This window comes from Ignavibacteria bacterium (genome assembly GCA_025612375.1).
GTDB lineage: Bacteria > Bacteroidota > Ignavibacteria > Ignavibacteriales > SURF-24 > JAAXKN01.
Genome location: JAAXKN010000001.1, coordinates 305,147 through 331,653 on the forward strand (window position 1 = coordinate 305,147; position 26,507 = coordinate 331,653).

At 45.4% G+C, this 26,507-nt stretch carries 25 protein-coding genes; 5 read left to right on the plus strand and 20 right to left on the minus strand.

Annotated elements, in window-relative coordinates:
- Positions 1 to 10: 10 nt before the first annotated feature.
- The 14 genes from HF312_01230 to glgA all read right to left on the minus strand — a co-directional run bounded on the left by HF312_01230 (position 11) and on the right by glgA (position 16,624).
- The gene (locus HF312_01230) at positions 11 to 1,198 is read right to left on the minus strand and encodes a quinol:cytochrome C oxidoreductase (protein MCU7518804.1); all 1,188 of its coding nucleotides are present in this window, start codon (positions 1,196 to 1,198) and stop codon (positions 11 to 13) included.
- On the minus strand, positions 1,195 to 2,334 hold the full coding sequence (locus HF312_01235) for a DUF3341 domain-containing protein (GenBank protein ID MCU7518805.1): 1,140 nt from the start codon (positions 2,332 to 2,334) through the stop codon (positions 1,195 to 1,197). Before HF312_01235 ends, HF312_01230 begins: the two co-directional genes overlap by 4 nt.
- The gene (nrfD, locus tag HF312_01240) at positions 2,335 to 3,741 is read right to left on the minus strand and encodes a polysulfide reductase NrfD (protein MCU7518806.1); all 1,407 of its coding nucleotides are present in this window, start codon (positions 3,739 to 3,741) and stop codon (positions 2,335 to 2,337) included.
- Between the two features lie 3 nt (positions 3,742 to 3,744).
- Positions 3,745 to 6,819: a TAT-variant-translocated molybdopterin oxidoreductase gene (locus tag HF312_01245; GenBank protein MCU7518807.1), complete on the minus strand. Its 3,075-nt coding sequence runs from the start codon at positions 6,817 to 6,819 to the stop codon at positions 3,745 to 3,747.
- A 211-nt stretch (positions 6,820 to 7,030) separates the two neighbouring features.
- The gene (locus HF312_01250) at positions 7,031 to 7,600 is read right to left on the minus strand and encodes a cytochrome c3 family protein (protein ID MCU7518808.1); all 570 of its coding nucleotides are present in this window, start codon (positions 7,598 to 7,600) and stop codon (positions 7,031 to 7,033) included.
- A 339-nt stretch (positions 7,601 to 7,939) separates the two neighbouring features.
- A complete protein-coding gene (locus tag HF312_01255) occupies positions 7,940 to 8,320 on the minus strand; it encodes a hypothetical protein (protein ID MCU7518809.1) in 381 nt (126 codons plus the stop codon).
- Between the two features lie 100 nt (positions 8,321 to 8,420).
- Entirely contained in the window at positions 8,421 to 9,401 is a 981-nt protein-coding gene (locus HF312_01260) for a polyprenyl synthetase family protein (GenBank protein MCU7518810.1), read from the minus strand.
- Positions 9,398 to 10,099, minus strand: a complete 702-nt coding sequence (tatC, locus tag HF312_01265; protein ID MCU7518811.1) for a twin-arginine translocase subunit TatC — start codon at positions 10,097 to 10,099, stop codon at positions 9,398 to 9,400. Before tatC ends, HF312_01260 begins: the two co-directional genes overlap by 4 nt.
- Before the next feature lie 131 nt (positions 10,100 to 10,230).
- Positions 10,231 to 11,544: a serine hydroxymethyltransferase gene (locus HF312_01270; GenBank protein ID MCU7518812.1), complete on the minus strand. Its 1,314-nt coding sequence runs from the start codon at positions 11,542 to 11,544 to the stop codon at positions 10,231 to 10,233.
- Between the two features lie 80 nt (positions 11,545 to 11,624).
- Complete coding sequence (rpiB, locus tag HF312_01275; protein MCU7518813.1) at positions 11,625 to 12,083, minus strand: ribose 5-phosphate isomerase B; 459 nt, start codon at positions 12,081 to 12,083, stop codon at positions 11,625 to 11,627.
- An 18-nt stretch (positions 12,084 to 12,101) separates the two neighbouring features.
- A complete protein-coding gene (locus HF312_01280) occupies positions 12,102 to 13,346 on the minus strand; it encodes a hypothetical protein (GenBank protein ID MCU7518814.1) in 1,245 nt (414 codons plus the stop codon).
- A 33-nt stretch (positions 13,347 to 13,379) separates the two neighbouring features.
- Complete coding sequence (locus HF312_01285; protein ID MCU7518815.1) at positions 13,380 to 14,555, minus strand: DUF4270 domain-containing protein; 1,176 nt, start codon at positions 14,553 to 14,555, stop codon at positions 13,380 to 13,382.
- Positions 14,556 to 15,128, minus strand: coding sequence for an HAD family hydrolase (locus HF312_01290; protein ID MCU7518816.1), 573 nt, complete (start codon positions 15,126 to 15,128; stop codon positions 14,556 to 14,558).
- Complete coding sequence (gene glgA / locus HF312_01295) at positions 15,128 to 16,624, minus strand: glycogen synthase GlgA (protein ID MCU7518817.1); 1,497 nt, start codon at positions 16,622 to 16,624, stop codon at positions 15,128 to 15,130. The genes HF312_01290 and glgA overlap by 1 nt, the downstream gene beginning before the upstream one ends.
- 203 nt (positions 16,625 to 16,827) lie before the next feature.
- On the opposite strand from glgA, the gene HF312_01300 reads away from it, so the two are divergent.
- Genes HF312_01300 through HF312_01315 form a run of 4 tightly spaced genes read left to right on the plus strand, consistent with a single transcriptional unit; the run spans position 16,828 to position 21,004 of the window.
- Positions 16,828 to 18,075, plus strand: coding sequence for an imidazolonepropionase (locus HF312_01300; GenBank protein ID MCU7518818.1), 1,248 nt, complete (start codon positions 16,828 to 16,830; stop codon positions 18,073 to 18,075).
- Between the two features lie 19 nt (positions 18,076 to 18,094).
- Positions 18,095 to 19,111 (plus strand): glutamate formimidoyltransferase, encoded by a 1,017-nt coding sequence (gene ftcD / locus HF312_01305; GenBank protein ID MCU7518819.1) that lies wholly within the window; start codon positions 18,095 to 18,097, stop codon positions 19,109 to 19,111.
- Between the two features lie 28 nt (positions 19,112 to 19,139).
- Positions 19,140 to 19,766, plus strand: a complete 627-nt coding sequence (locus HF312_01310) for a cyclodeaminase/cyclohydrolase family protein (GenBank protein MCU7518820.1) — start codon at positions 19,140 to 19,142, stop codon at positions 19,764 to 19,766.
- A complete protein-coding gene (locus HF312_01315; GenBank protein MCU7518821.1) occupies positions 19,766 to 21,004 on the plus strand; it encodes a DUF1343 domain-containing protein in 1,239 nt (412 codons plus the stop codon). The genes HF312_01310 and HF312_01315 overlap by 1 nt, the downstream gene beginning before the upstream one ends.
- 73 nt (positions 21,005 to 21,077) lie before the next feature.
- On the opposite strand, the gene HF312_01320 is transcribed toward HF312_01315, so the two are convergent.
- From HF312_01320 to HF312_01345, 6 genes are all read right to left on the minus strand, one after another.
- Positions 21,078 to 21,602, minus strand: a complete 525-nt coding sequence (locus HF312_01320) for a hypothetical protein (protein MCU7518822.1) — start codon at positions 21,600 to 21,602, stop codon at positions 21,078 to 21,080.
- Between the two features lie 140 nt (positions 21,603 to 21,742).
- Positions 21,743 to 23,170 (minus strand): insulinase family protein, encoded by a 1,428-nt coding sequence (locus HF312_01325; protein ID MCU7518823.1) that lies wholly within the window; start codon positions 23,168 to 23,170, stop codon positions 21,743 to 21,745.
- Entirely contained in the window at positions 23,170 to 24,480 is a 1,311-nt protein-coding gene (locus HF312_01330) for an insulinase family protein (protein MCU7518824.1), read from the minus strand. The genes HF312_01325 and HF312_01330 overlap by 1 nt, the downstream gene beginning before the upstream one ends.
- 164 nt (positions 24,481 to 24,644) lie before the next feature.
- A complete protein-coding gene (locus HF312_01335; protein ID MCU7518825.1) occupies positions 24,645 to 24,887 on the minus strand; it encodes a hypothetical protein in 243 nt (80 codons plus the stop codon).
- A 32-nt stretch (positions 24,888 to 24,919) separates the two neighbouring features.
- Positions 24,920 to 25,192: an inorganic diphosphatase gene (locus HF312_01340; protein ID MCU7518826.1), complete on the minus strand. Its 273-nt coding sequence runs from the start codon at positions 25,190 to 25,192 to the stop codon at positions 24,920 to 24,922.
- Between the two features lie 33 nt (positions 25,193 to 25,225).
- Complete coding sequence (locus tag HF312_01345) at positions 25,226 to 25,480, minus strand: inorganic diphosphatase (GenBank protein ID MCU7518827.1); 255 nt, start codon at positions 25,478 to 25,480, stop codon at positions 25,226 to 25,228.
- Positions 25,481 to 25,663: 183 nt separating this feature from the next.
- On the opposite strand from HF312_01345, the gene proC reads away from it, so the two are divergent.
- A complete protein-coding gene (proC, locus tag HF312_01350) occupies positions 25,664 to 26,482 on the plus strand; it encodes a pyrroline-5-carboxylate reductase (GenBank protein ID MCU7518828.1) in 819 nt (272 codons plus the stop codon).
- The last annotated feature ends 25 nt before the right edge of the window (positions 26,483 to 26,507 follow it).

The following is a 26,507-nucleotide window of genomic DNA, read 5'->3' on the forward strand; positions in this document are numbered from 1 at the left end:
AGTCCCTTAATTAAAGTCTAAAATCCAGGCCTCTTTGAAGCTTCGGATCGCCTATGGGAACGATGTTTGTATTTTTTGCCTTCATCGTAAAGAAAATAATTACAATTCCAACAGCAGCTATTGGGAAAGCAAATTCCATCCAGCCCAGAACGGCACCCGTGCGGCTGAAGGTCGGCATTATAAGCCAGTAGAGATCGAACAGGTGCGCAAAAAGAATCCATATGGACATAAAAAGCAGGCGCCCGGGATTCATCTTTGAAGGCTGCGACAAAAGCCCGAAGTACGGCACGATGAAGTGAACTACTATTAGGGCAATAGAAACAACCCGCCAGCTTCCCTGCCAGCGCAGGAGGAACCATGTTGTTTCCTCGGGCAGGTTTGCATACCAGATCAGGAGGTACTGGCTAAAGGCTATATAGGCCCAAAAATTAATGAAAGCAAACAAAAGAGCCCCGAGGCTGTAGAGATGGTCTTCTGTAAGGTGCGTGAAATAACCCCGCTTTATGAAAAGGACAACAGCTATAGTAGCCGATGCCAGGGCAGCAAGGATTGTTCCGGCAAAGTAATAAACGCCGAAAATTGTGCTGAACCAGTGAGGCTCCAGGCTCATCATCCAGTCAACGGCGGCAATTGTTATGGTTATTGCAAAAACGGGCATAAAGACGGCTGAGGACCTGATGTTCCTTGTCGTAATAAGCTGGTCTTTTAACTTATCCTGCTTTTCGGAGTTCCTTACAATAAGAAGGTAAAATAAAAGCCAGATGGCAAAGCAGACGAGTGTCCTTATGACAAAAAACGGCACGTTAAGATAAGGAGACTTACTGCTTAAAGCCGGGTCCTGCCTGACAACTTCCGTATGGCTCCAGTGGAAGACGTCGTGCATGCTGAAGTAAAGCGGTATTGCAAGCACCGGGATAATAAAGAGTATGGTGGACAAAAACTCGCTTACCCTTCTAATTGGCGTACTCCAGACTGCTCCGGCAACGTATTCAAGGGCAACCAGGAACAGGCTCCCCAGGCCGATGCTCATTAAAAACATGAATGAGACAAGTATATTAAAAGAGCTCCTTGTCCTGTCGATAAAAAAGGAAAGCAGTATCAGTACGACTCCCAGTGCAAGCAGGCCCCAGCCCAGCAAGCTCAGGCTTCTGGGAAATTCTTTAATTCTATAGTTAAAGTTTTCTTCGTTAAGGCTCATTTTACATCAGACTCCTTGGCGTTTTGAGATCTTTGAAGTGCGCGCAAATAGTGAATAACTGCCCATCTTTCCTCGCGTGAAATCTGTTTGGCGTATGAGGGCATTATATTCTGTCCTTCGGTAATTATGTGGTATATGTCGCCGTCTTTATAGTTCCTTACCTTTTCAGACTGCAGGCTTGGCGGTGCCGGGAACTGCCCCCTCAGGCGGCTGTCACCTTTTCCGAAATATCCATGGCACGGGCTGCAGAAGGTGTTGAACTTATCCTGCCCTTTTGCCAGTACCTCCTTTGAAGGCACAAGAGGATTAATGAGGTATTTTGAGGCTGCCGCCTGGTTACCCTTATATGGATAAGGAACAAAGCCCCTTGCCACGGTCCCTTCAACAGGCATCCTCATACCGAAGCCGTCGGAAAAGTATGTGCTCTTTGACTGGGGTATTACCTTGTTCTGGAACCACATCCAGTTAAAAGGCTGCCAGTAGAGAATGTAATTAAGGCTTGCATATGTCATAAGTGAAGTAAATATGAAAACGACAGCCAGAAACGAGAGGAATTTGGGTTCAAACACCCTGTGTGTAAGACTAATCTCCTCAGCGTCGTAGTAAACTGAAGTTATGTTTCCCGATTTCAGCTCCTTAAAGAGTGAAACAATTTTATCCTCATCAAACAAAGGGTCCTTTGACAAAATCACTATTCCGAACTTGTCGGATGAGACACTTCTCATGTATTCGGTGTCATGCAGAGGGTAGCTGTTGTTCGGCAGCTTGAAATAAATGAAAAGCATTGCCACAACAGTCCCGATTGAGGCAAGGAGGACCGTTACCTCGAAAGTAATCGGTATGAATGCCGGCAGTGAGAAATAAGGTTTTCCCCCGATTACCAGGGGATAGTTAATTGCAGAAACCCACCACATGAAAAACAGTGCAGAGAAAGTGCCCGTAAGGCCCAGAACCAGCGCCACGTAGCTTAAGGTTGAGGGCTTCAGCTTCATGGCTTTATCCATGCCGTGCACCGGGTAAGGGGTATTGACGTCGTATTTCGTGTAGCCCGCCTTTCTGACTTCACCGGCTGCGTGGAGAATTTCCCCCGGCGTGTCAAAAAGTGCGGTTACTGCAAATAACAGGTTTTTATCCATTTATTTACCCTCCTGCTGCCGGGGTTTGAATGCAGTTGAATCTTCTGCAGTATGGTGCTCAACCTGAGAGCCTTCGATGACCCCTTTGACCTCAGCTATTGAGACAACAGGCAGCGTCTTTATAAATAGCAGAATCCATGTAAAGAAAAACCCGAAGCTTCCGAGTAAAATGCCCAGGTCGACGTATGTAGGAGTAAAGTAATGCCAGCTCGAGGGGAGGAAGTCCCTTGAAAGCGACGTAACAACAATTACAAACCTTTCGAACCACATGCCGACGTTTACAAATATTCCTATTACCAGCATTACAGGAACTGTCCTTCTTATTTTTTTAACCCAGAAGAGCTGCGGCGAAATTACGTTGCATGTAACCATGATCCAGTATGCCCACGCGTAGGGCCCGAATGCACGGTTAATGAAAACAAACTGTTCAATAGGGTTTCCGCTGTACCAGGCTATGAAGAATTCCATTGCGTAGGAATATCCCACCATGGATCCGGTAAGGAGCATGATTTTATTCATTTTCTCCAGAGTATCTATGGTTATTATGTGCTCATAGTGGAATATTTTTCTTACGAAAATGAGCACATTCTGCACCATGGCAAAGCCTGAGAAAACCGCTCCGGCAACAAAGTAAGGAGGAAAAATCGTCGAGTGCCAGCCGGGCATAACTGAAACGGCAAAGTCGAAGCTTACAATAGTATGCACCGACAAGACCAATGGCGTTGCAAAACCTGCAAGAACGAGGTAAACCATTTCATAATGGTGCCAGTGCCTGTTTGAGTGCCTCCAGCCTAAAGAGAAAACCGAATAAATAACCTTCTTAATCTTCCCCGTTGTCCTGTCGCGCAGGCTTGCCAGGTCGGGAATAAGCCCAACGTACCAGAAAATAAATGAAACGGTAAGGTAAGTTGAGACGGCAAACACGTCCCAGATCAATGGCGAAATAAAGTTCACCCATATGCCGTGTTCATTAGGGTACGGGAACAAGTATGCTGCCAGCCACGGGCGGCCGACATGAATAAGCGGGAAAAGTCCCGCCGTCATAACGGCAAATATTGTCATGCCTTCAGAGAACCTTGCAATACCGGTTCTCCACTTCTGTCTTAAGAGAAAAAGTATTGCCGAGATAAGTGTTCCTGCGTGGCCTATACCGACCCAGAAGACAAAGTTAACGATACCGAATCCCCAGCCCACGGGCTGGTTGTTGCCCCACATTCCTATGCCGTAGTAGAAGGTTAGTCCCAGGCAGACGACGCCTATCATAAGCATGGTTAAGGTTATTGAAAGCGCAATGTAGTAACCCCTGTCAGGCCTGGTTTCTGTAGGGCTTGCGATCAGATCGTTAATTTCGGCAATCGTAGGCCTGCCTTCTATGACTGAAAATTCTTTTGAATAATCGACACTCACTTCTTAGACCTCCGGATGAATATTTCTTAATTTGGCCAGATAAGTAACATTAGGACGCGTATTTAACTCCACCAGGACGTGGTAGCCCAGGTCGTGCTGCCTGAACTTTGAGATTACGGAATCAGGATCGTTGGCATCACCAAATACAATTGCGTTTGAAGGGCATGCCTGCTGGCAGGCCGTCGTGACGTCTGAGCCTTTAAGGTCCCGGTTTTCTTCTATAGCATTCTGCCTTGCCTGCATAATGCGCTGAATGCAGAAGGTGCATTTTTCCATTACGCCGCGCGAGCGTACAGTAACCTCGGGGTTATAAACCATTTCAACCGGCTCCTGCAGGTAGTACCCGTCGGCAAAGTGGTCCCTGAAGTTAAAGAAGTTAAATCTTCTTACCTTATACGGACAGTTGTTTGAGCAGTAGCGTGTACCGACGCACCTGTTATATGCCATCTGATTTAAGCCGTCGGGGCTGTGGCTTGTTGCAGCAACGGGGCAAACGTTTTCACACGGTGCCGTGTCGCAGTGCTGGCAGAGCATCGGCTGCTGATAGGCAACCGGTTCATCCGGCGTGCCCGAGTAATAGCGGTCCACCCTGAACCAGTGCATAATGCGTCCGTTATTGACCTGTTCTTTACCGACTACGGGCACGTTATTTTCAATGTCGCATGCTGTAACGCATGCGTTGCAGCCCACGCATTTATTAAGGTCTATTCCCATAGCCCATTTAACGCCTGTGTATTCGGGGTTCTTATTCATGCTTATGCGTTCGCGTTCTTCTTTCTCCATGAAGGCCGGGTTCTTCTGGTATTCCTCAACGGTTCCTTCCCTTATAATACCGCGCTTTTTATGGGCGTCTGTTGACCGGGAATCCTCTACCGTATGCTGCTCCTGTGTTGTAACGAGCTTGTAGGTTCCGGAAGCCTTTTTTACGCTTACGCCGTTATAAATAAAAGGAGTTATTGCGGCATTTTTGCTCATGAGCATGTTGGCGTTTGTTCCCACGCCGGAGCCCACTTCACCGGCTTTCCACCTTCCGTAGCCCAGTTCGACTACAACGGTTCCGTCTGCCGTACCCGGCTGAATGAATACGGGGAATTCCTGTTTCCTGTTGCCGAGGCTTACTTCTATTTTGTCATAATAGCCCACGCCGAGTTCCTTTGCCAGGCCGGGAGATATGGCTGCATAGTTATCCCATACAACTTTCGAAACAGGGTGCGGCAATTCCTGCAGGAATCCGTTATTGGCATAGCGCCCGTCGGGGCCGATGGAGTAATTTTCCTTCAGGACGAGCGTATAATTGCCTCCTTTAGGCGCGGGTTTCAGGTTTGCGAGGCTCTGAGCCTGGAACGTTCCCATCTGTAAGGCAGGCTGCGGATTTATAACCACCCCGTTCTCCAGAGCCGTAAGCCAGAAAGTTCTGAAATCCAGCGGGGAGTTTGCGTTTGCATAGACCCCTTTTTCCCAGTTATTCATGATAAAATCGTGATAGACCGTGTCCTTATAGAAGTTCCTGTCCCCGGAGGCCCACGAAAGGAGGACTGCTTCCTTCTGCCGCGTTGAATACAAAGGATAGAGTACAGGCTGCTGAAGGCTATAGACACCGCTTCTTGTATTATAGTCTCCCCATGACTCAAGGTTGTGGTTTATTGGAAGCGCGTATTTGCAGAGAGCCGAGGTTTCATTTTCCTGCTCAAGCATAGCAATTGAGAATGGCACTTTCTTAAGCGCCGTTTCATAGCCGAAATCCTGGGGAAGGTCGAAAACCGGGTTGGTGTCGTAATGTATTACAATCTGAACGCTGCCGTTATTCATAGAACTTATGAGGTTTTCCCAGTCAGGTTTTAATGCAAACGGCACCTGTACAACTTCCGCCTGGTCGGTGCGGTAGAGTTTCGTATTGCCGAGCATTTCATTAAGAGCGTTAACAGCCACGTGAACCTCTTCAGGAAGGCGGCTTCCGGCATAGACAATTGCGGCTCCACGGTTACTGATAAGGTCCGAGACCAAATGGGCTACAGCCTTTTCAGACAGCTTTTCATTTCTAACAAAGTCTTTCAGTGAAGTGGCTGCGGGCGCCTTTATGGGGCTTCCTGTCTTACTCCCTATTTCATTTATGAGGCAAAGTACAAATTCAAGCTGCCGGTCTGCCCTTAGTCTCATGCGGTAGTCTGCAGCCATGCCGGTTGCGCTCATGGTGCTTTCCAGCATATAGAGCCTGTTAAATTCTTTATTCAGGAAGCCGTCTCGCCCTTTTGTAAACAACTGGATATTTTCCATTGTGTGCCCTTCGCAGGCCAGGAAGTCCCCTTCCAGAGAAACCACCACTCGGGCCTGATCCCAGGCTATTAAGGGGAAGGTCCCCGTTCCATAGGAGCGGCTCCATGCGGCGTTACGCATGCCGTCATTAAAGAGCTCATATGAATAGACTCTTGCAGTGGGATATTTGGCAATAAAGTTATCCAGCACCATCTTCTCCGAAGGTGAGGAGATCCTGCGTGCTATAATTGCAATCTGTTTTCCTGATGATGCTGCTTTTTCAAGTTCTGAAATCATCCCGTCGTCAACAGTGGGCCAGGAGATGGCCGAAGGACCGCCATCTGAGACCTGGACGGGAGTTTTTAATCGGTTCGGGTCGTAGAGGTTTATTACACTTGCCTGCCCGATTGCACAGATCTTCCCGCGGTTTACCGGATGGTCGGGGTTGCCGTCAACTTTAATCGGCCTTCCCTCGCGTGTTTTTATAATTGTGCCGCACGCATTAGGGCATCCCGTGCATGTGGAGGCATAAAGGTTTGCAATACCCGGAGTAATTTCCTCCGGCTTTCTGTTATAAGGTATTATCTCCCCTTTATCGTGGTAATTTGTGCATGAAGAGGCTGCAAAGGCCACTGACGCACTAAGCAAAGCCAGAAACTTTCTTCTTGAGACGGTGCTCAGTTTTGAAATGTCAAAATCATCGGTAACGCCCTTCATAAATTCACTTGCGTTTTCCTCAAATGCTTCGGGGTCTTTACTGAGTTCTCTAAGGCTTCTCCAGTAGTTAGGATCTTTACCGGAAGTTTCATTATGTGAGTTATTCATCCTCTTAAACCTTTCCTTTTTACTGCTAATGGATGTGCGATAATTTGGATCTTCTTTCCGGACGGGGCCGTTTTTTTATCCCCTGAAAGAAACTTTATCGGGAAAGCCGAGGCTAAAAGGAGCCCTGCAGCTGACTTAGCCAGGTTTCCAAAAAACTTTCTTCTAGGGAGTTTGTTTATTTTTTCCGGCATAACTTTACCCTTCTTCTTTTTCAGCGGTGACAGGCAAAACAGTTTTGAGGTCCGTATTTAACATTTTTAATATATGGAAGCATCTTTGGAGCATTTCTATGGCAGTTAAGGCATGCGGACATGACGAAAGAGTTCATCTGCGCAACAACTTCCATATTCTGCACCTCGCCGTGACAGGTCTGGCATTTAAGGCCCCGGTTTACGTGGACGCTGTGGTTAAAGTAAACGAAGTCGGGAACCCTGTGGATCCTCTTCCACGGGATCGCGTTATTTTCTTCATAATACTTTGTAAGCCTGATAATTTCGGGCCTGTCCTTGCGTGCAACGCTGTGGCAGTTCATGCATGTCGAAACAGAAGGGATCATGGCGTGCCTTGATTTATCGGCTCCCGTATGGCAATACCGGCAGTCTATACCCATTGTGCCCGCGTGCAGCTTGTGAGAAAACTTTATCGGCTGATCAGGACCGTAGCCCACGCCGTCGCGTTCTGGCCTGGATATAAAATAAGTCAGGACTATGGAGCATAAAATGACGAAAAGAGTTACCGGAAGCCTGACTTTTAATGTATAATCGAGCACAGTTTTTTTCACCAGCAAAGTTTTTTTCATTTTCTTCCTTAGCAAATAGGATTGAGAAAATAACAATATCTATCGATGTAAGAACTTTCCAATGATTGGTTATAGCCTGACGCTCATTAACAATAATGATTTGAATTGACTGTCCTTACTGCGCGGCCTGAAAAAATTCAGGAAATAATTATTTGCCCTCAATTATCCGCATAGTGTGGAACTATTTTAAGATAAAAAAATCAGATTAAAAATCAAAACAGTGAGGTCCGATTGGAATGGATTAAGAAAAAATAAATAATTATTATATAGGCTGAATTGGATTTGATGCCTGAAGAAAAGTGTGATGCCTGAAGAATAATGTTACGCCTGGAGGATCCTGCCCGATTTGTCGAAGTCTTTCTTTTGGGTCAGTGTGCCGTCTTTATAGTATCGTTCACTTTTAACTTCGCCGGTTTCATAATACCAGATTGACAGGCCGTGGATCTGGTTTTCTCTATAGAATTCGCGTGCCTTGAGCCTTCCCGACTCATAGTAATAGTTAGCAATGCCTTCCAGTCTTCCATTTCTGTTGTTCGTCTCAAGCTTCAGGTTGCCGTTCGGGTAATAGAGCCTTTTAATTTCATAGCCCCCGTCGCCGCCCGTGACGTTGCCGTTTTCATCCGTGGAAAGCTTATGGATGAAGGAATATATTCTTACCCTGGAGAAGTCTTTTATTCTTTTACCGATGCTCAAAAAAATCATTTTACACTGACTTTAAGGCTATTTTTACAATTACAACGGAAACTAAAATAATTAAGGTATAATTTCAACAGGAAACTTAATTTTGGAAAAATTAATTTAATTAGTTTTTTCTGTCAATAATGAAGTCAACGAGCGCCAAAAGGGCAAGTTTGCCTTCTGAGTCCGGGAACCGGTTAAGCTGCTGCTTTGCCATTTCAGAGTACCTGTGTGCAGTTTCAACTGCATAGTCAATTCCCTTATACTTCTTTACAAATTCTACAACCTTTTTCACGTCATCGTTTTTGCTGCCTTTTTTGATCATCTTAAGGATTGAGGAGCGTTCGCTTTCACTGGCCTGTTTAAGAGAATAAATGAGCGGAAGCGTGATCTTCTTTTCCTTAATATCACCGCCAAGAGGCTTTCCTATTATGCTTGAAGTGCCGACATAGTCCAGTATATCATCCCTTATCTGGAAGGCGATGCCTATGTTTTCACCGAACTTCCGCATTGAAGCATGGAGCTCAGCGTCATCTGTTGCGCTGACAGTACCGATTTCGCAGCAGGTAGCAAGCAGAGAGGCGGTTTTATCTGAAATTATCCTGAAGTATGTTGCCTCATCAATGTCGAGTTTTCTGGTCTTGCTTATCTGCAGCAGTTCACCCTCAGACATGCGTTTTACGGCATCGGTAACTATGCCAAGGAAATCAAAATCATGCCCGTCCACGGCAATCATCAGTCCGCGCGAGAGCAGGTAGTCACCCATGAGGACAGCCACCTTATTTTTCCATATGGCATTTATTGAAGGCAATCCCCTTCTTTTGTCAGCATTATCCACCACATCATCATGCACGAGCGTAGCTGTATGCAAAAGTTCGACTAATATTGCGCCGCGGTATGTCCTTTCATTCACGCCGCCTGCAACCTTGGCAGACAAGAGCACCAGAAGCGGGCGTATTTTTTTTCCCTTCTGCTTTAAGATGAACTTTGTGACCAGATCGACCAGTCCCACGCTGGACTTCAGCGACTTTTTATAAAGACCGCTAAAACACTCCAGTTCCGCCTTAATTGGACTACTAATATCGGATAATTGTGACTTAATCAAGATTTCCTTTGTGACATTTTAGATACGAATATACTTATTTCGTACAATAAAACCAACGGTACAGCTAAAACAAGCTGAGAAACCGGATCGGTTCCCGGCGTGAGAAAAGCTGCAAGGACCATGATAACCACAATAGCGTGCCTTCTGTAGCGCCTCATAATCTGGGGCTTCAGAATGCCAAGTTTCGAAAGGAAGAAAGATAGCATCGGCAGTTCAAAGACCACCCCCGCACCAAGCATTATGCTGATAATAATGGACAGGTACTCATCGACCGCAAAATTGTTCTCAATTGCCTTTGAGCCGAAGTTTGCCGCAAAGCCGAAGGTCAATGGGAGCATCACAAAGTATGCAAAAGCAATTCCGGAAAGAAAGCAAAAGGTTGTAAAAAGTACAATTGCGCTTATGTACTTTTTCTCACTCGTCCTTAAGGCAGGCTCGATGAATTTCCAGAGCTGATAGACAAGATTAGGAAGGCTGAGAACGATCCCGCCTATAATGGAAATTTCCATGTACAGCATTATCTGCCCGAAAGGCCTCAGGTTCTGAAGCTTTATTCCGGCTCTTGTAGCCGGGGCAAGAAGGATATTGGTTATAAGAAAATCGCTAAAGACCCAGCATACAATGGTGCCAACAATAACCCCGATCATAGAATATATAATTCTCCACCTAAGTTCTTCCAGGTGATCGAGGAAGGACATTTCGCCGGGCTGAGATTTATCGGTATCAAACAAATCTGTATTTTCCAAACTCACACGCGTGTATTATTTTATTAAAGGGCAGAAATAAACTAAGTATTTCTGCCCTTTTAATTAGACAATTAACTTTATTATCAGGACTTAAATGCCAGTGTGCCCAGTTCAGGATAAAGCGGGAAGCCCGAGCAGAGATTTTTAACTTCAGCCTTGATTGAAGAAAGAGTTTCTTCATTCTCGAAATTATTTATCGCCTTGTCGATAAGACTGGCAATTGTTTCCATTTCAGCTTCTTTCATTCCCCTGGTGGTAACAGCAGGTGTACCGATCCTGATGCCGCTTGTTACAAAGGGACTGCGTTTGTCGAAAGGAACCATATTCTTGTTAACCGTAATGCCGGCCATGCCAAGTGCGTTTTCGGCCTGTTTGCCCGTAATGTTCTTATTTGTAAGATCAACAAGCATCAGGTGATTATCCGTGCCGCCGGAGACGATATCGTAGCCCATTTCAAGTAGCTTTGCGGCAAGGGCTTTTGAATTCGAAATGATCTGCTTTGCATAGTCTGTAAATGAATCCTGAAGTGCTTCGCCGAAGGCAACAGCCTTAGCCATTATGATGTGCATAAGCGGCCCGCCCTGAATACCGGGCATTACCATACTATCGAATATTTCGGACATCAGTTTAAGGCGGTCGCCCTTAAGGGTTTTAATTCCAAGCGGGTTTTCCCTGTCCTTGCCAACCAGTATGATGCCGCCTCTGGGGCCTCTTAAGGTTTTGTGTGTTGTTGAAGTAACAACGTCGCAGTAAGGAAGAGGATTATTAAGCAGCCCTTTTGCAATAAGTCCTGCCGGATGCGCCATATCCATCATTAAAAGCGCTCCCACGGAGTCTGCAATTTCCCTGAACTTTGCATAGTCCCAGTCTCTTGAATAAGCGCTGGCGCCCATGATGATAAGCTTCGGTTTTTCCTTTTTTGCCAGATCTTGTACCTGGTCGTAATCGATCATCTTGGTTTTCTCATTCAGGCTGTAGGAAACAGCCCTGTAGATCTGTCCGGAAAAGTTCACCGGGGATCCGTGTGTAAGGTGGCCCCCGTGAGCAAGGTTAAGCCCCAAAATTGTATCCCCCGGATGCAGGAGCGTCATATAGACGGCCATATTTGCCTGTGAGCCGCTGTGAGGCTGAACGTTTGCGTATTCTGCGCCGAAGAGTTTTTTAAGGCGTTCGCGGGCAATGTTTTCAGCCATATCTACGTATTCGCAGCCGCCGTAGTATCTCTTTCCGGGATATCCTTCGGCGTACTTGTTCGTTAAAACGGAGCCGGCTGCTTCAAGAACGGCCATGCTGACAAAGTTTTCAGAAGCGATCAGTTCAAGATTGTTCTGCTGACGTGCGAGTTCGAGATTTGCAATCTCAAAAAGCTCGCTGTCGTTTTGCAAATTGTTTATCATAGTTTACTTCAAATTTGTTTATAAAATATATTATTCTTTTCCGGAATTCATTTCCACAAAGATCTTTTCCTTACAGAAATTTACTCCCTTCCGGACGGATCAGCCTCCCCGGGCTGTTCAATTTTGTTAACCCGCCTGAGGTGCCTGCCGCCTTCAAATTCAGCACTGAGCCATGCATCCACAATCTTAAGAAGGCTTTTTTCCTCAATGAACTTTTCCGAAAGAGCCAGAAAGTTGGCGTTATTGTGCCTGACAGAAAGTTCGGCCATCTCTTCATTTAATGCCAGGGCAGCTCTTACGCCATGCACCTTATTGGCAACAATTGAGACACCGATACCGCTTCCGCAGACGCCTATTGCCCTGTCTGACTTCTGCATGGCAACGTCGAGTGCCGCAGGCCTGATAAAATCGGGATAGTCGGCCGATTCCACGGAAAAGGTGCCGTGATCTAAAACCTCAAAACCCCTGCTGGAAAGATAAGCCTTTATGATTTCTTTATAACGGAAACCGGCGTGATCAGATGCAATTGAAATTTTCATTCGTTATCCTATAATATATTATCTTCCCTGGGGTCTTAAGAACCAGAGTTCCCCAAGGCTCAAAGTAACATTTAATCTGAAAATATTCTCCTTCAGGAGGTTATTTTCCGCTGAGCCCCTCATTGAATACTGCAGGCCGAAGTCGAGCGTATTCTCATACTCAAGAGGCATTGAGACACCTCCGTAGACCGAGTACTGGTCGACGCCCTTGCCGTTTACCTGGTACTGCGTTTTCTCATAGCTTAAGGCGCCTCTAAGAATTAGAGTTTCCCAGAAGCCGCGGGCACGCATGTCGGGATTCCTGTACTCAAGACCGGCACTGACCTTCTGGTCGTTCCTGAGGTTTTGAGAGGTTCTGCCGTTAAACTCATATTTACTCCACGGCTGATAGAAGTAGTCGAGGAGGACACTGTATGCGTTGTTGACCGTAAAATTGAGTCCCAGTCCAAGGCTCATCGGGATCTTGAGCGTGGATTTTTGTGAATTAAGGTTGCCCAGGCCGAGCGAGGTTGTAAGAGCCTGTCCGCTGTCGGCTTCAAACTGGCCCCTGAAGCTGTATGCGGCTCCAAGCCTCAGGTTTGTTACAGACCCGAGATTAAGGAGTTTTGCAAAGTCGCTTGATATTACTCCGAAAGTGCCGCCGATTCCAGTAGATTTATAGGAAGTCTGGTATTCCGGGTTTGTAAAGTTAGGATCCTGAAAAGTAATTCTGGAAAAGTAGTTCAGGTTTCCTATATAATAATCGAATGAGGCGCCCAGGCTCACGTCATAAGGAAGCGAATAGGAAGCTCCGATAAATGTTCTGGTAACAGAGCCGTTGCCTTCATAGGAAACGCTGTAAGGGTTCTGAACACCAGAGACATTCTGCATGACATTGTAGTTGACGTTTGAATAAGGCGTAATTCCGGCAACCATTGAAAGCCCCCAGTCCCTCTCAAGCGGCACACCAAACGTGAAGCCTGAGAATCTTGTAAGGGTTGAGTACCGGCTAAGGCTGTTATCCTTTGTATTCAGGTCCTGGAAATTAACTGCAATTTCAAAGCGTGTAAGGTTAAGCCTCGTCCAGCCCGCGGGGTTCAGTGTACCCAGGAAGTCCCTGTCATATACAGCAAATCCCAGTTCTCCCAGACCTAATCTGCGTGCCGAATAGGCGCGGTCGAGTTCACCGATACCGAGCCTTGAATAAACCGATCCTCCCTGCTTCTGTGCGAATACGAGGGAAGAAAGGAACAATAAAATGATAAAAGGTTTTATAAATTTCATATATTTCAAGCTTTTGGGTTCAGGAATATTTAACTATTTACTTTTTGCCGTATAAAGGATTTTTAGTCTTGGCCTGTCGGCTGCATTGCCGCTCTTAAATGCGTAAAGGTCGCCTGTGGCGGTCTCATTGCCTAGCGAAATCATAAGTCCGTTATTTGCCTCCCCTTTGAGCCATCTTTGAAGATGTGATGCAATATTGCCGGAGAATACATTACCCGACTTATTAAGAACAGTAGTGCTTGTTGTATCGTATGCGTTAGTGCTGCTATTGGTTACAAACTGCACTACAAGATAGTTCGATGCAGGACTACCCAGGACGCTATGCAGCGTGTCTACAGTCAGTTCCAGAATAGCGCTGTTAATAATTGCATCCTGGGGGATATTTGCCGTAGTGATCTGGAATTTGGAACTTACGGCAATGCCTCCCTGAACGACCAGGTCGGTTGAAGTTATCTGAGGCAGCGATCCTGCGATGGTATGCAGGTCGTTATTGTCATTGAATGTAACTGTATAGTCGCTCTGTCCATGCTTTGAAAAGACCACTGACATTGTCAGTAAGGGCCTTGTGAGGCTTAAAGCAATGGCCTGAAATCCTACAATTTTACCCGAAGAGGCGCTTGGGGCAAAATAAAGTCCGTAGTTATGGCTGTTTGTATAACTAGTATCCTTAAGCCAGGAGGTGACAGAATTTTTATCCAGGCTGAACGTATAAAGTGTGTCCGACGTATTCAGCTCAGAAGACTTAAGGTTAAAGGCATCGTAATTTAATTTTGAAAGGCTGTCCGCCGTAAAATTCTGACCCCAGCTGTTATTGATCTTATGGACCGAGAAGTCGAAGGGTGCAGTGCTGCTGCCTAATGTATAGACCTTAGACATTTCAACTGTTGCAGATTTAATGGTAACTGTGCCGTCCAGGAGCCCAGAGCGGGTCGTATCGGGCAGAGATGTAAGTGCAAACTGCACCAGCATTGAAGCCTGAATGTTGCCGTACTTGCCTAAAAGGAGTCTGTCTGAGGCAGAAAGCTTTGCCTCGGTCTTGAAATAAGAAGCAGACTGTGTCTGAATTGAGCTGTCTGCATTAAGAGTTATGTAGTCGTTAGGGTCCAAGAGTCCCAGTCCTACAGTAGAGGGGTCATCGGCGCATGAAGAAAGAAGCATCGTGGTGCCGACAAGGACCATCAGGTATATATACTTAAACTTTGAGTACAATCAATTTCCTCCGGAAAAATCTTTAATAATAAAATCCGACGCATCAATTAAATTTTCAGCAATAAAGTTGGGGAGCTTATCTTTTACAAGCAAGCCTGAAATTTGTTCCTCTTTCAGAGTATTTTTAAGCAGGACGGTTCTGACCCCCGCATTAATTCCGCACTCGACATCCGAAATCATATCGCCGACGAAGTAAGACTTCCTGAGGTCTATCTCGAGGTCTTCGGCAGCCTTCAAGACCAGAAGCGGCGAAGGTTTTCTGCAGCGGCATTCCTCAGGGGTGTTAAAATCCGGGTGGTACGGGCAGTAATAGAATTTATCCACACAAACGCCCCTTTCTTTCAGCAGGTCATTGATTTTGAGGTTTACCGCATCGACCTCTTTTGAAGAAAAAAATCCGCGCGCAATGCCTGACTGATTAGAGATAACGACAATTTTGAAGCCTTCATTTTTCAGCTTCAATAAAGCCTCGGCAACACCAGGATACAAAACAACCTTCTCAGGATCGCCGAGATATCCGGGATCCAGGTTTAAGGTTCCGTCCCGGTCAAAAAACACAGCAAAGTTAGCCATCAATCATTATTCAAAATTTTCTTATATAAATCCACGTATTTCTTAGCCGAAGCTGTCCAGGAGAAGTCGCACTTCATGCCGCTTTTTGCAATCTTTGTCCAGGCTTTCTTATCGCCAAAGATCTTAACTGCTCTTTTAATTTCTTTCAGAAGGTCCTGAGGGTCGTATTTTTTGAATACGAATCCGTTGCCGGTTTCTTCTTTTTCATTATATTTTTCCACTGTGTCGGCAAGTCCCCCTGTTTCCCTTACAACCGGGACAGTGCCGTACATGAGGCTGTACATCTGATTAAGTCCGCAGGGTTCATAACGTGAAGGCATAAGGAACATATCGCTTCCTGCTTCAATTAGGTGTGCCAGTTCATCATCAAAGCCCAGGTAGCAGGAGAATTTCTGCGGGTATTTAGAGTGAATATTCTCGAACAAGGTATGATATTTCCTGTCTCCGGTGCCAAGGAGGACCACCTGGAGATTCATTTTCATCAGGTCCTCAATTATTGCAGCAATTAGGTCAAAACCCTTGGCGTCAACAAGTCTTGAGATGCATCCGATAACGGGCACGTTCTCGTCGTATGGAAGTTCAAATTTTTCTGTGAGAGCCTTTTTATTTTCAGCCTTTTCATCAAGGGTTTTGGCAGAATATTTTTTCGGGATCAGGCTGTCTGTCTCGGGGTTCCATACCTTGTCGTCAATTCCGTTAATAATTCCGTATAAGTCTTTTTTACGCTTGGTAAGGACGCTTTTTAAGCCGGCGCTCAGCTCTTCATCTTTAGTTATCTCCTCTGCATAGCGTTCGCTTACCGTAGTAATTGCGTCTGAGAACATGAGGCCGCTTTTCATAAAATTAAGCCTGCCGTAGATCTCAATCCCCTTCTCTGAATTAAGTTCTTCGGGCAGCCCCGTCTTGGAAAATTCACTTTTAGGGAAAAATCCCTGGTATGCAAGGTTATGAACCGTAAAGATGCTTTTAACTGCAGACAGTGAGTCATCGTTTTTATAAAGCGTTTTCAGGTATGCCGGAATAAGTCCCGTCTGCCAGTCGTTGCCGTGAATTATGTCAGGTATCCAGCCCAGTTTATTTATCAGTTCAAAGATACTGCGGGCAAGGAGGATAAAGCGTTCATCATTATCGGGATAGTCGGTACCTGTATTAGGATCGACGTACAAGCCCTGGCGGCTGCCAAAATATTCATAATTATCGAGGAAATAGATCTGGACGCGGGCTTTCTGCCCCACCAGGAATGATGATCTGAGAGAAAAGACGACATCTTTTTCCCCGATCTTAAGCGTCAGATCCTTGAGCCGGACTACTTCATGAATCTTAAATCTTCTTTCGTCAATGGCGCCATACTTCGGAACGACAATCCTGACCTCGTGTCCAAGCTCAGTCAATGTCTGGGGTAAAGCTGCTGAAACGTCAGCCAGTCCACCGGTTTTAACAAAAGGAACGACTTCAGAAGTAACAAAAAGAATTTTCAGCTTTTTTGATGGCGGCATTTTCCAAGTCCTTTTATTTTTAATAGTGCAATTTACAAAAATATCGGGTTTTAGCCAAAATATTCCTTTTTTTTACTTAAAATGGGCTTTTTGCTTTTTGCTTCATCAGGGGTATAACAAATAAGCACTTAATTATTTATATTTATCAACCCTGTTGAAATTGTTTTATCATATTTTCACATTATTCCCGGGGATTATTATTTATGCTTGAATTGCTTTATTCTCCTTCGGTAATCGTAACGGCTGCAGCCAATGGGAAGAACTTTAAGCGCGGTGGCGAGATGCGCGAAGTTCAGGCTCTTGAAGGGCACTCGGTTGTAATTGAGGATGAGATAATTAAAGACATCCTCCCTGACGCCGCGGCTAAAAAGGGTAAATACGATAAGATAATTGATCTTAAAGGAAAAACATTGCTCCCGGGCCTGATCGACTGCCACACTCACCTTGTCTTTGCGGGTTCAAGAGCAGATGAATTCAGGCAGAAGATCTCTGGAGCGACTTATGAAGAAATTGCATCTAAAGGCGGGGGAATAAAAAAAACGGTCGGGGCCGTAAGAAAAACCAGTCCTGAAGACCTGGTTAAAATTGCCCGGCCCAGGATAGAATACGCCATCTCGCAGGGAATTACAACGCTTGAAATTAAAAGCGGTTACGGCCTCAGCCTGGAAGACGAGATAAAACTTCTGAGGGTAATAAACCATCTCAAGGCGTTCTATGAAATTGACATCATTCCAACATTTCTTGGCGCCCATACATTCCCCGGGGAATACGAGCATGACAGAGAAGGCTATGTAAGACTTATTAATGATAAAATGCTCCCCCTTGCGGCAAAAGAAGGCTTGGCAGTGTTCTGCGACGCATTCCTGGAGGCTACGGCATTTAATAAGGAAGAGGTCGCTAAGATTTTCTCAAAAGCCAGGGATCTGGGCTTTAAGATAAAGCTGCATTCAGAGCAGTTTAACGCCATGGGGGGTATAGACGTTGCCTTAAGCTACGGAGCCACCAGCCTTGACCACCTGGAGATGATTACAGATGAAGGGATCAGTAAAATTGCCGCAACCGAAACCGTTTGCGTGCTTCTTCCCGGGGTATCCTTTTTTCTTAATTACGGCTTTGCGCCTGCACGCAAACTGATTGAAAAGGGCGCAATTGTTGCGCTTTCAACGGATTATAACCCGGGATCATCAAACATTGCAAATTTGAACCTTGTAATGAGCCTTGCTGCAATAAAGATGAAAATGACAGTTGAAGAGGTGATTTCGGCAGTTACCATAAATGCCGCAAAAGCACTTGACTTAAGCCATAAGACCGGAAGCATTGAAATTGGGAAAAAAGCCGACCTGGCGGTTTTTGACACCGGGGAATATTCAGACATAGTCTATCAGGTCGGGAAAAATCTCAACTGCATGACAATAAAAAACGGGCGCGTAATTTATACAGGAAAAATATAAATCTTCAAAAAGGCAGATTATGAAAATTATCGAATGCGTACCTAACTTCAGTGAAGGCAGAAATGAGGCTGTCTTTGAGGCCATTTCAGGCGCAGTCTCAAAAGTAGAAGACGTAAAGCTCTTGAGCCTTGAGCCCGACAGGGATTATAACCGTGTAGTTGTAACGCTGGCAGGAAGTGAAAAAGGGATTCTTGAGGGCACAATAGAGGCCTGTAAGGCAGCAGCCCAGGGGATCGACATGAGGAATCATAAAGGAGAGCACCCGCGCCTGGGGGCAATAGACGTAGTACCTTTTGTTCCTGTTAAAAATACTTCAATGGAAGAGTGCGTAAAGATCTCGGAGGAGTTCGGAAAGAGGATCTCCGAAGAGCTAAATCTCCCGGTCTACTTATATGAAGAAGCCAGCCGCACGCCGCAGAGGAAACTCCTTTCTAACATACGCAAGGGTGAATACGAAGGCCTGGAAGAAAAACTTAAGGACCCTTCATGGGCGCCTGACTTCGGCAAAGCGGAATTTAATGCAAAGCTTGGGGCACTTGTAACGGGAGCCAGGTTCTTCCTTATAGCCTACAACGTCAACATTAAATCCCCCGACATAAAGTATTCAAAAGAGATTGCTGAGATCCTGAGAGAAACCGGGAGGCCGCAAAGAGATGAAAACGGCAGCGTTGTAAAAGTGGACGGGCAGACAGTTAAAATACCGGGACGCCTTAAGACCGTTCAGGGGATGGGGGTTTTCCTGGAGAAATACAACATAACACAGGTATCCATGAATCTCAAGAACTATACGGTTGTTCCGATACACCTGGCATTTGAAGAGGTAAAGAAAGAAGCCAGAAGACTCGGCGTGGAGGTGGAAGGAAGTGAAATTGTGGGCCTTGTACCGCTTGAGGCTCTCCTTATGGCCGGCAGGTTCTACAGTGAGAACAAAGAGACCAATGAAACAAAACTGGTGGAAATTGCCGTTGAGCGCCTGGGCCTAAGCAGCCTGAACCCTTTTATACCGGAACAGAAAATAATCGATTACATGATCTGAAAAATCAAACAATTTACAGGAATAAAAAATGGACACCTCAAAGACATTAAAACAGTACCTGGATGAACTTTCCTCAAACTCCCCTACCCCGGGAGGAGGCAACGTTTCGGCTTTCTGCGGCAGCCTGGCCTCGGGCCTTGGAGAGATGGTCTGCAATCTTACAATCGGGAAAAAGAAATATGCCGATTTTGAGCCCGAGATGACCGTGGCAAAAAAAAGCCTGGAGGAGTTAAAGGAAAAGTTCATACTTCTGGCAAACAGGGACAATGAGGCTTTTGACAGGGTTATGGATGCATTCAAGCTGCCCAAGGAGACCGAGGACGAAAAATCCGCACGGCTTGAGAAAATTGACGAGGCAACCTTCCAGGCAGCAGAAGTTCCCTCTGAAGTAATAAGGACGTGCAACGAGGTTATTCCCTTAATTCAGACTGTAGTTGAAAAAGGCAACCAGAACTCGCTTTCTGATGCCGGTGTGGCCGCCCTGCTTTTATCGGCAGCATCCCAGGGCGCATTCTTAAACGTTTTAATTAACTGCAGTTCTCTTAAAAATCAGACGATTGCCGGAGAACTCTTAAAAAGCGCTGAAATACTGTGCAATGATGTAAAGGCACAGAGCGCTTCAATCGTGGACAAAATCATTCAAAGGTTAAAATAATGAAAAAAATCTTTTTTTTGTTTTCAGTATTGCTGTTGTCAGTTAGTCTGAACGCTCAGACTTTTAAGGTAAAGACAGGTATTGACGTTCTTAAGGAGAAGAATTTCGACCTCCTGAAAGGTAAAAGAGTAGGCTTGATTACAAACCCCACAGGCGTCGACCAGCACCTTAAGTCGACTATAGACATACTCTTTGAAACCCCCGGAGTTAAGCTTGTTGCGCTCTACGGCCCCGAGCACGGCGTAAGAGGCGATTATGCAGCCGGTGAGCACGTGGATTTCTATACCGATCCGGTTACAAAACTTCCCGTTTATTCTCTTTACGGAAAAACCAGGAAACCGACCCCCGAGATGCTGAAGGATATAGATGTACTGGTCTATGACATTCAGGATAACGGCTGCCGCTCATACACATATATTTCAACTATGGGTGTTGCCATGGAAGCCGCGGCAGAAAACAACAAGGAGTTTGTTGTGCTCGACCGCCCTAACCCGTTAACGGGCCTTAAAGTGGAAGGAAACCTGGTTGAAGACGGTTTCATCTCTTTTGTAAGCCAGTTCAAGATCCCTTACGTTTACGGCCTGACCTGCGGAGAGCTCGCAAAGATGTTAAACAACGAAGGGATGCTTAAAGACGGGATTAAGTGCAAGCTTACGGTTGTTCCTATGAAGGGCTGGAAGCGCAGCATGTCTTTCAGTGAAACGGGACTCATCTGGGTGCCTGCAAGCCCGCACGTAGCTCATAAAGACTCGCCTGAATACTATGTTTCAACCGGAGTTATGGGTGAGCTCGGTACGGTCTCAGAAGGCGTTGGCTACACGATTCCTTTTGAAACCTTTGCCGCCGAATGGATTGACGGGAAAAAACTTGCGGACAAGATGAATTCACTCGGAATTGAAGGTGTGCTCTTCAGGCCTATGACATTTAAGCCGTTCTACGGCGGCAATCAGGGCAAGGAGCTTCACGGCGTACAGATACATCTGCTCGATATGAAGAAAGTAAACCTTCTTTCTCTGCAGTTCCTTTTTATGCAGGTAAACAATGAATTATACCCGGATAAGAACCCATTTACATTGGCCAAGCAGGACAGGATAGACTTTTTTGACAAGGTGGCAGGAACAGACAAGGTAAGAAAGATCTTCAGTGAAAAGATGCTCTATAGCGACGTAAAGCCGTTTCTTGATAAAGACGTCGAACAGTTCAGAAAGCTCTCAAAGAAATACTACCTCTACCGCTAGAAAATTAAAAAAGGGATACAGAAATTGTTTCTGTATCCCTTAATCAAAAATCCAACGCTAAAACAAAAACTTCTTACATCTGGATATTATCCTCTTCGGCCGGTGTCAGGTCGTAGAGTGAACTGATGCAGAGTTTTACCCTTTTTATCCAGTCGACGCCGTGCGCTGAGACAATTCTTCCAAAGTCCTGAATGTCGTGCTTTCTCAGCTTGAAATTCCAGTCGCCCGTCTTATCGTTCTGCAGGACCAGTATGTGCCTAAGTTCATGCTCAAGAAGTATTCTTCTTGTTTCCTTGTCGAGGGCCGTCCAGAGTTCCCCTGAAACTTCAATAACATAGTCAAGGTTCGAGAAAAATTTCAGCTCCTTGCCGGTTTTAACACATTTTGCAGCCGTGCTTTTGGATATGTTAGGTTCAACCGTAACATACTCTATTTTAGCAGGATGCACGTCAATTTTCTCTTCGCTTATGATCTCCTGTGCCATGAACTTCATTTCTTCAGAAATGACAAATTCCCTTTTTACGGGGCCTTTCGGCTTCTTTTCCCTGTAATTGTCCAGAAAATCGACACTGCTTAATTCTTTAATATCCGCGCTCACATTATCTCCTATTGAAATTATATTTTAACAGCTCCCCACTGGGGGGAGCATACATTTCTTTTTACGCAGAAGCGAAGTTATTTATTTGGGCTGAAAAATCAAAAACAAAAAAAATAAAAATTTCGCCGGGGGCTATTGACTTAAAAGCTGTCATCCTTAATATCAACCGTAGTCATCTGTCCGTACTTTGCAACCTTCTCTTTGATCTCGGAAGCCTTGCCTATAAGTACAAACTGCAAGTTGTTCTCAGGAAAATACTTAGCAATAATTTCCTTTGCTTTATCGAGTGTCAGGCTGTCGACGTTCTTTTCAAAGTCGTTTATAAAAGACTCATTGAAATTATAGGTAAACATGTTCACGAGCAGCTGCGAAAGCGCTCCGGCGGTTTCATACTTTGGCGGAAACTGCCCTTTAAGGTAATTTTTTGCGGATGTAAGTGTCTTCTCGTCAATCCCCTTTTCATGCAGGCGTTTTAAGACCTTTAAGGCGATGTCAATTGCATCGACGGTTGTGGCAGTTCCTGTATAAGTGCTTATTGTAAAGGTTCCTGTTTCCTTCAGTGCCGAAAAATCGCTGCGAGCCCCGTAGGTAAGGCCGGAATTTACCCTCAGCTCATCATTGAGCCAGGAAGTAAACCTGCCGCCAAGAATTGTATTTATTACCTGCACCGAAACGTAGTCGGGATTACTCTGTTTGATGCCGTAGCTTCCAATGAGGAAAGTTGTTTCAGTTGCGTCATCCTTATTTACAAGGAGTATCCGGCTGGAATTTAGTTTGCCCTCGGGCGTAATTGTTTCCGCTGATGGAATATCCTTTCTTTTCCAGTCGGAAAAGAGGCTCGTGATATAGCTTTTCATTTCGGCGGCCTTGAAGTCCCCGGCCAGGGCAATTGCCGAACCGTTCGGAATATAATTTTTATCGTAGAAGTTCTGCAGATCCTCCAGTACGATGGTTGAGACAGAAGTAACGGTTCCCGCAACCGGGCTTCCGTAGGGGTTATTTCCGTAGAGGAACCTGTCAAAATAGCCTTTAATTACCCTGCGAGGACTTTCCTTTGCCTGTTTTAATTCTAAAAGAGCCCTCTGCTTTCTTTTTTCAAATTCTGTTTTATCGAATACCGGGTTTACTATCATTTCCTTTATGACGGGCAGGATTTTATCCCTGTCTTTGGATGCAAATGAAGCGTTTATTCTGGCCGATTCATTAGCTGCATTTGAGGAGAAGCTGGCGCCGTAGAAGTCGAAGGTTTCCTCTATCTGGTCTTTTGAATAGCTCTTTGTTCCGAAGTGCAGGGCCTCAGCCGTAAAGAAGGCAAGGCCTGCTTTCTCTCCGTCATGGATTGAGCCCCCGGGAGTTGCAAGTGAAAGGTATACCAACGGCACCTCGTGCTGCTCCATGAGATAGACTGTAAGCCCGTTACCCAGAGTAAACTTTTCATACTGCGGGAGCTTATAGCCGCCTTCCGAAGCCTTTTTGTTCATGGCAAGGAGGCTTTGGTTTAAGAAAGCCAGGAACAGTAAAAATGCGGGTAAGGTTTTAAGAGTGCGTAAAATTCTATTAGTTTTCATTATTTATTCTCCTTTTCAGGCTGAAGGAAGCCAACGGTTCTGTTTGTTGGACGGAAGTACTTAGAGGCTGCACGCTTTATGTCCTCATTTGTAACTTTGTTGTAATCATCAGGGGCACTGAAGAGTTTTGCATAGTCTCCGAAGAAAAGTTCATAAGTGCCAATGCTGTTTGCCTTTCCGTTTATTGTTTCCATGCTGTGGTAAAATTCCATTAGCTTCTGGTTCTTTGCCTTCTGCAGCTCTGAGTCTGTTACACCTTCTTTTGAAATCTTATCCAGTTCAGAGTATATTGCTTCTTCAAGCGCTTCAGCTTTTATGTCGTTTGAGGCAACGGCGTAAATAAACATCAAAAAGGGGTCGAATGCCTGCGGGGTGTAGGTGAATACCTCTGTTGCAAGCTGTTTTTTATCTACCAGGGCGTTATAAAGCCTTGAGCTTTTCCCCTCGGACAATATTGAATTAAGGAGGTCCAGCGCGTAGAAGTCCTCTGAGCCCGTTTGGGGCACATGATAGGCAACCATCACGTTCGGTGTTGATACGGCCTTATAAACAGTAAGTCTTTTTTCCCCCAGCTGTTCAGGCTCAACAGTGTGGATTTTGCGCGGAGGATCCTGTGGCGGTATCGGCTCAAAATATTTTTCTGCCAGATGACGCACCTCCTCAGGCCTGACGTCGCCCGAGATAACGGCCACACAGTTGTTCGGTGCGTAGTAGGTCTTGAAGTAATTCTGCAGGTCCTTTTTAGACCAGTTTTTTATGTCCGACTCATAGCCTATAACAGGCCAGTGATATGGGTGAGCCGTCATTGCAACGCCCAGCAAAGGCTGGTTCAGGAATTCAAAGTTGCTGTTTTCAAGTCCCGTGCTTCTTTCAGAGAGTATTACTCCCCTTTCGCTTTCAACGAGCTTATCGTTAAAATTCAGGTTTTGAATTCTGTCACTCTCCAGGTCAAATATTGTCTTGAGCGCATTGGAAGGAAACCAGTCGGTATAAACTGTAACGTTTTCGGTTGTATAGGCGTTATTTGCCCCGCCGTTAAATTCCATTACCTGGTCGAAGACCTTTGGGCCGTATTTTTTGGCACCGTTAAACATCATGTGTTCAAAAAAGTGGGATATACCTGTAATGCCCGGGTATTCATTTCTTGAACCCACGCGCCAGAACAGGTACATGTTTGCGTTCGGTATCGAGTGGTCCTCAAGTATAATTATTTTCATGCCGTTTTTGAGGGTAAATGTTTTTATATCCTCAAGCTTTGTCTGTGCAAAGGACGTGGCAGTAAAAAGAAATAGCAGGATGAGTATCCGCATAAGTAAGTTCCTCCATAGTTCTTAGCTATAAACCGGCTATGAAGATAGGGATAAATTAGAAAAAGTTCTACAGCTTTTTTGCATGCGGGGTTTACAGATGGGGTATAAAGCAGCGTTTTTTAGAGTAAAGATGAGAGCGGGCAAGTCCGGCCCGCTCTGAGGTTTTATTCGTTTTCTATATTTTCCTGCCCTTCAAGCGGGTTAGGGTCAGAATCTTTTCTATTCTGCTGCTTTTCATTATACTCTTCCAGGCCGCTGCCCGACTTCTTTTCATCTTTTGGGCGCCTTTTATGGCCATAGCCTGTCACTTCATTTTCACCTTCGAACTCTTCGGGTTTGGTACCGGGCCTGCGTCCGCCCTGATCACTATCGCCATGGTCGTTTACATAATTATTGTCGTTTTCCATCTCTTATATCCTTTATAATTTTTTTCTTAAATTCAGCTGTTGTTCTCCTTAAAAAGCTTTATTCCCTGCTTCACCAGCTTAAGTGCCTGTTTGGGGCCGTACTGTCCCAGGGCTTTGAATTCCTTTCCTTTGTACCTGTTGTAAGTCTCAAAGAAAAACTGGATTTCCTCAAGCGTGCTTTTATTCAGCTGCTGGAGGCTCCTGATATCGCTATATATGTGCGACTTTGCAAATACAGCTATAAGACGGTCGTTGCGTTCAAATTTTCCCTTCTTTGCAGACTGCTTCGCCTCAATTACGCCGATGAGCCTTACAGGGACAAGACAGCCTGTATAGGCTTACTGGTCCATGAGGACAAGGATATCCAGGGGATCGCCGTCTTCAACTTCTGTAGAGGGTATAAAGCCAAAATCAAAGGGAAAGCTGGCTCCGGCCTGAAGCGAGCCATCGAGCTTGAAGACGTCAAGCGTTGGAGCATACTTATATTTATTCCTGCTCCCTTTCGGTGTTTCAATAATTACGTTCAGGTTGTCTGAATCCTCCTCAAAGGTTTCCATAAAAAGCAGCGACCTGTACTTTGGTATTTCAGCCATAAGACACCTCTAAAGCGTCTTTATAAACCGGTTACACAGAGAACTTATCCATATTAGTTTTATTAAACGAATAATAAGGCTGAAAAACAATGCAATCAGTTAACCGTAAAAAGAACACCGGAAAAGGAGAAATCTTCAAAACTATTTATTATATTGTATGAAATTTAAGGAACAAGGATAAAGATGGCGGAAAGAAAACAAAGTGCGGCAATCTTAGGCGGCGGCAATATCGGCTCAGCAATTGCAAACGGGCTCGTAAAGTCTGAAGTCTTTAAGGCAGGCGACATTACAGTAACAAGGCGCAGCAAGGAACACCTGAAAGCCTTTGAAGGCCAGGGCTTCAGGACTGATACCAGCAATAGCTCAGCCGTAAATGACAGCGACATTATTATTATTGCAGTAACACCCCAGCAGCTCGACGGGCTTTTAATGGAAATAAAGGACTCCCTCGATGAAAAAAGGCACACTGTAATATCTGTCGTTTCAGGGGCGTCCATAAAAGAGATAAGGCGGAAAATAGAAAATAACAATATCCCCGTCTTAAGAGCCATGCCGAATACAGCAATTGCCATCAGGGAATCCATGACTTGCATCTGCGCCGACGAGGCAAGTGCATCAGGGCTTTATCTGACAAAGAGGATATTTGAATCGGTTGGCAAGGTGCTCGTAATAGACGAGGCCCTGATGGTTCCTGCAACCGCACTTTGCGCCTGCGGCATTGCATTTTTCTTAAGAGCCATACGCGCGGCCTCCCAGGGCGGAATTGAAATAGGATTTCATGCCGAAGACGCCCTTTTAATGGCAGCCCAGACGGCTAAAGGTGCCGCTTCACTTCTTGTGGACTTGGGAAGCCACCCTGAAAAGGAGGTGGACAAAGTCACAACCCCACAGGGGTGCACAATCGCAGGATTAAACCAGATGGAGCACCACGGCTTCAGCTCTGCACTTATAAAAGGAATTACCTCTTCGGCCGAGAAAGCCTCAAAGCTGTATTCCAAATAAGGTGTCTGTTGTGCAGTAAGGTAAA

What these genes read in the sequence shown, in the direction of transcription:
- HF312_01230 (MCU7518804.1), bottom strand. Translation starts at nt 1,198, where the DNA reads ATGAGCCTTAACGAAGAAAACTTTAACTATAGAATTAAAGAATTTCCC.
- HF312_01235 (MCU7518805.1), bottom strand. Translation starts at nt 2,334, where the DNA reads ATGGATAAAAACCTGTTATTTGCAGTAACCGCACTTTTTGACACGCCG.
- HF312_01245 (MCU7518807.1), bottom strand. Translation starts at nt 6,819, where the DNA reads ATGAATAACTCACATAATGAAACTTCCGGTAAAGATCCTAACTACTGG.
- HF312_01255 (MCU7518809.1), bottom strand. Translation starts at nt 8,320, where the DNA reads ATGATTTTTTTGAGCATCGGTAAAAGAATAAAAGACTTCTCCAGGGTA.
- tatC (MCU7518811.1), bottom strand. Translation starts at nt 10,099, where the DNA reads ATGTCCTTCCTCGATCACCTGGAAGAACTTAGGTGGAGAATTATATAT.
- HF312_01270 (MCU7518812.1), bottom strand. Translation starts at nt 11,544, where the DNA reads ATGATAAACAATTTGCAAAACGACAGCGAGCTTTTTGAGATTGCAAAT.
- rpiB (MCU7518813.1), bottom strand. Translation starts at nt 12,083, where the DNA reads ATGAAAATTTCAATTGCATCTGATCACGCCGGTTTCCGTTATAAAGAA.
- HF312_01280 (MCU7518814.1), bottom strand. Translation starts at nt 13,346, where the DNA reads ATGAAATTTATAAAACCTTTTATCATTTTATTGTTCCTTTCTTCCCTC.
- HF312_01290 (MCU7518816.1), bottom strand. Translation starts at nt 15,128, where the DNA reads ATGGCTAACTTTGCTGTGTTTTTTGACCGGGACGGAACCTTAAACCTG.
- glgA (MCU7518817.1), bottom strand. Translation starts at nt 16,624, where the DNA reads ATGCCGCCATCAAAAAAGCTGAAAATTCTTTTTGTTACTTCTGAAGTC.
- HF312_01300 (MCU7518818.1), top strand. Translation starts at nt 16,828, where the DNA reads ATGCTTGAATTGCTTTATTCTCCTTCGGTAATCGTAACGGCTGCAGCC.
- ftcD (MCU7518819.1), top strand. Translation starts at nt 18,095, where the DNA reads ATGAAAATTATCGAATGCGTACCTAACTTCAGTGAAGGCAGAAATGAG.
- HF312_01310 (MCU7518820.1), top strand. Translation starts at nt 19,140, where the DNA reads ATGGACACCTCAAAGACATTAAAACAGTACCTGGATGAACTTTCCTCA.
- HF312_01315 (MCU7518821.1), top strand. Translation starts at nt 19,766, where the DNA reads ATGAAAAAAATCTTTTTTTTGTTTTCAGTATTGCTGTTGTCAGTTAGT.
- HF312_01325 (MCU7518823.1), bottom strand. Translation starts at nt 23,170, where the DNA reads ATGAAAACTAATAGAATTTTACGCACTCTTAAAACCTTACCCGCATTT.
- HF312_01330 (MCU7518824.1), bottom strand. Translation starts at nt 24,480, where the DNA reads ATGCGGATACTCATCCTGCTATTTCTTTTTACTGCCACGTCCTTTGCA.
- HF312_01335 (MCU7518825.1), bottom strand. Translation starts at nt 24,887, where the DNA reads ATGGAAAACGACAATAATTATGTAAACGACCATGGCGATAGTGATCAG.
- HF312_01345 (MCU7518827.1), bottom strand. Translation starts at nt 25,480, where the DNA reads ATGGCTGAAATACCAAAGTACAGGTCGCTGCTTTTTATGGAAACCTTT.
- proC (MCU7518828.1), top strand. Translation starts at nt 25,664, where the DNA reads ATGGCGGAAAGAAAACAAAGTGCGGCAATCTTAGGCGGCGGCAATATC.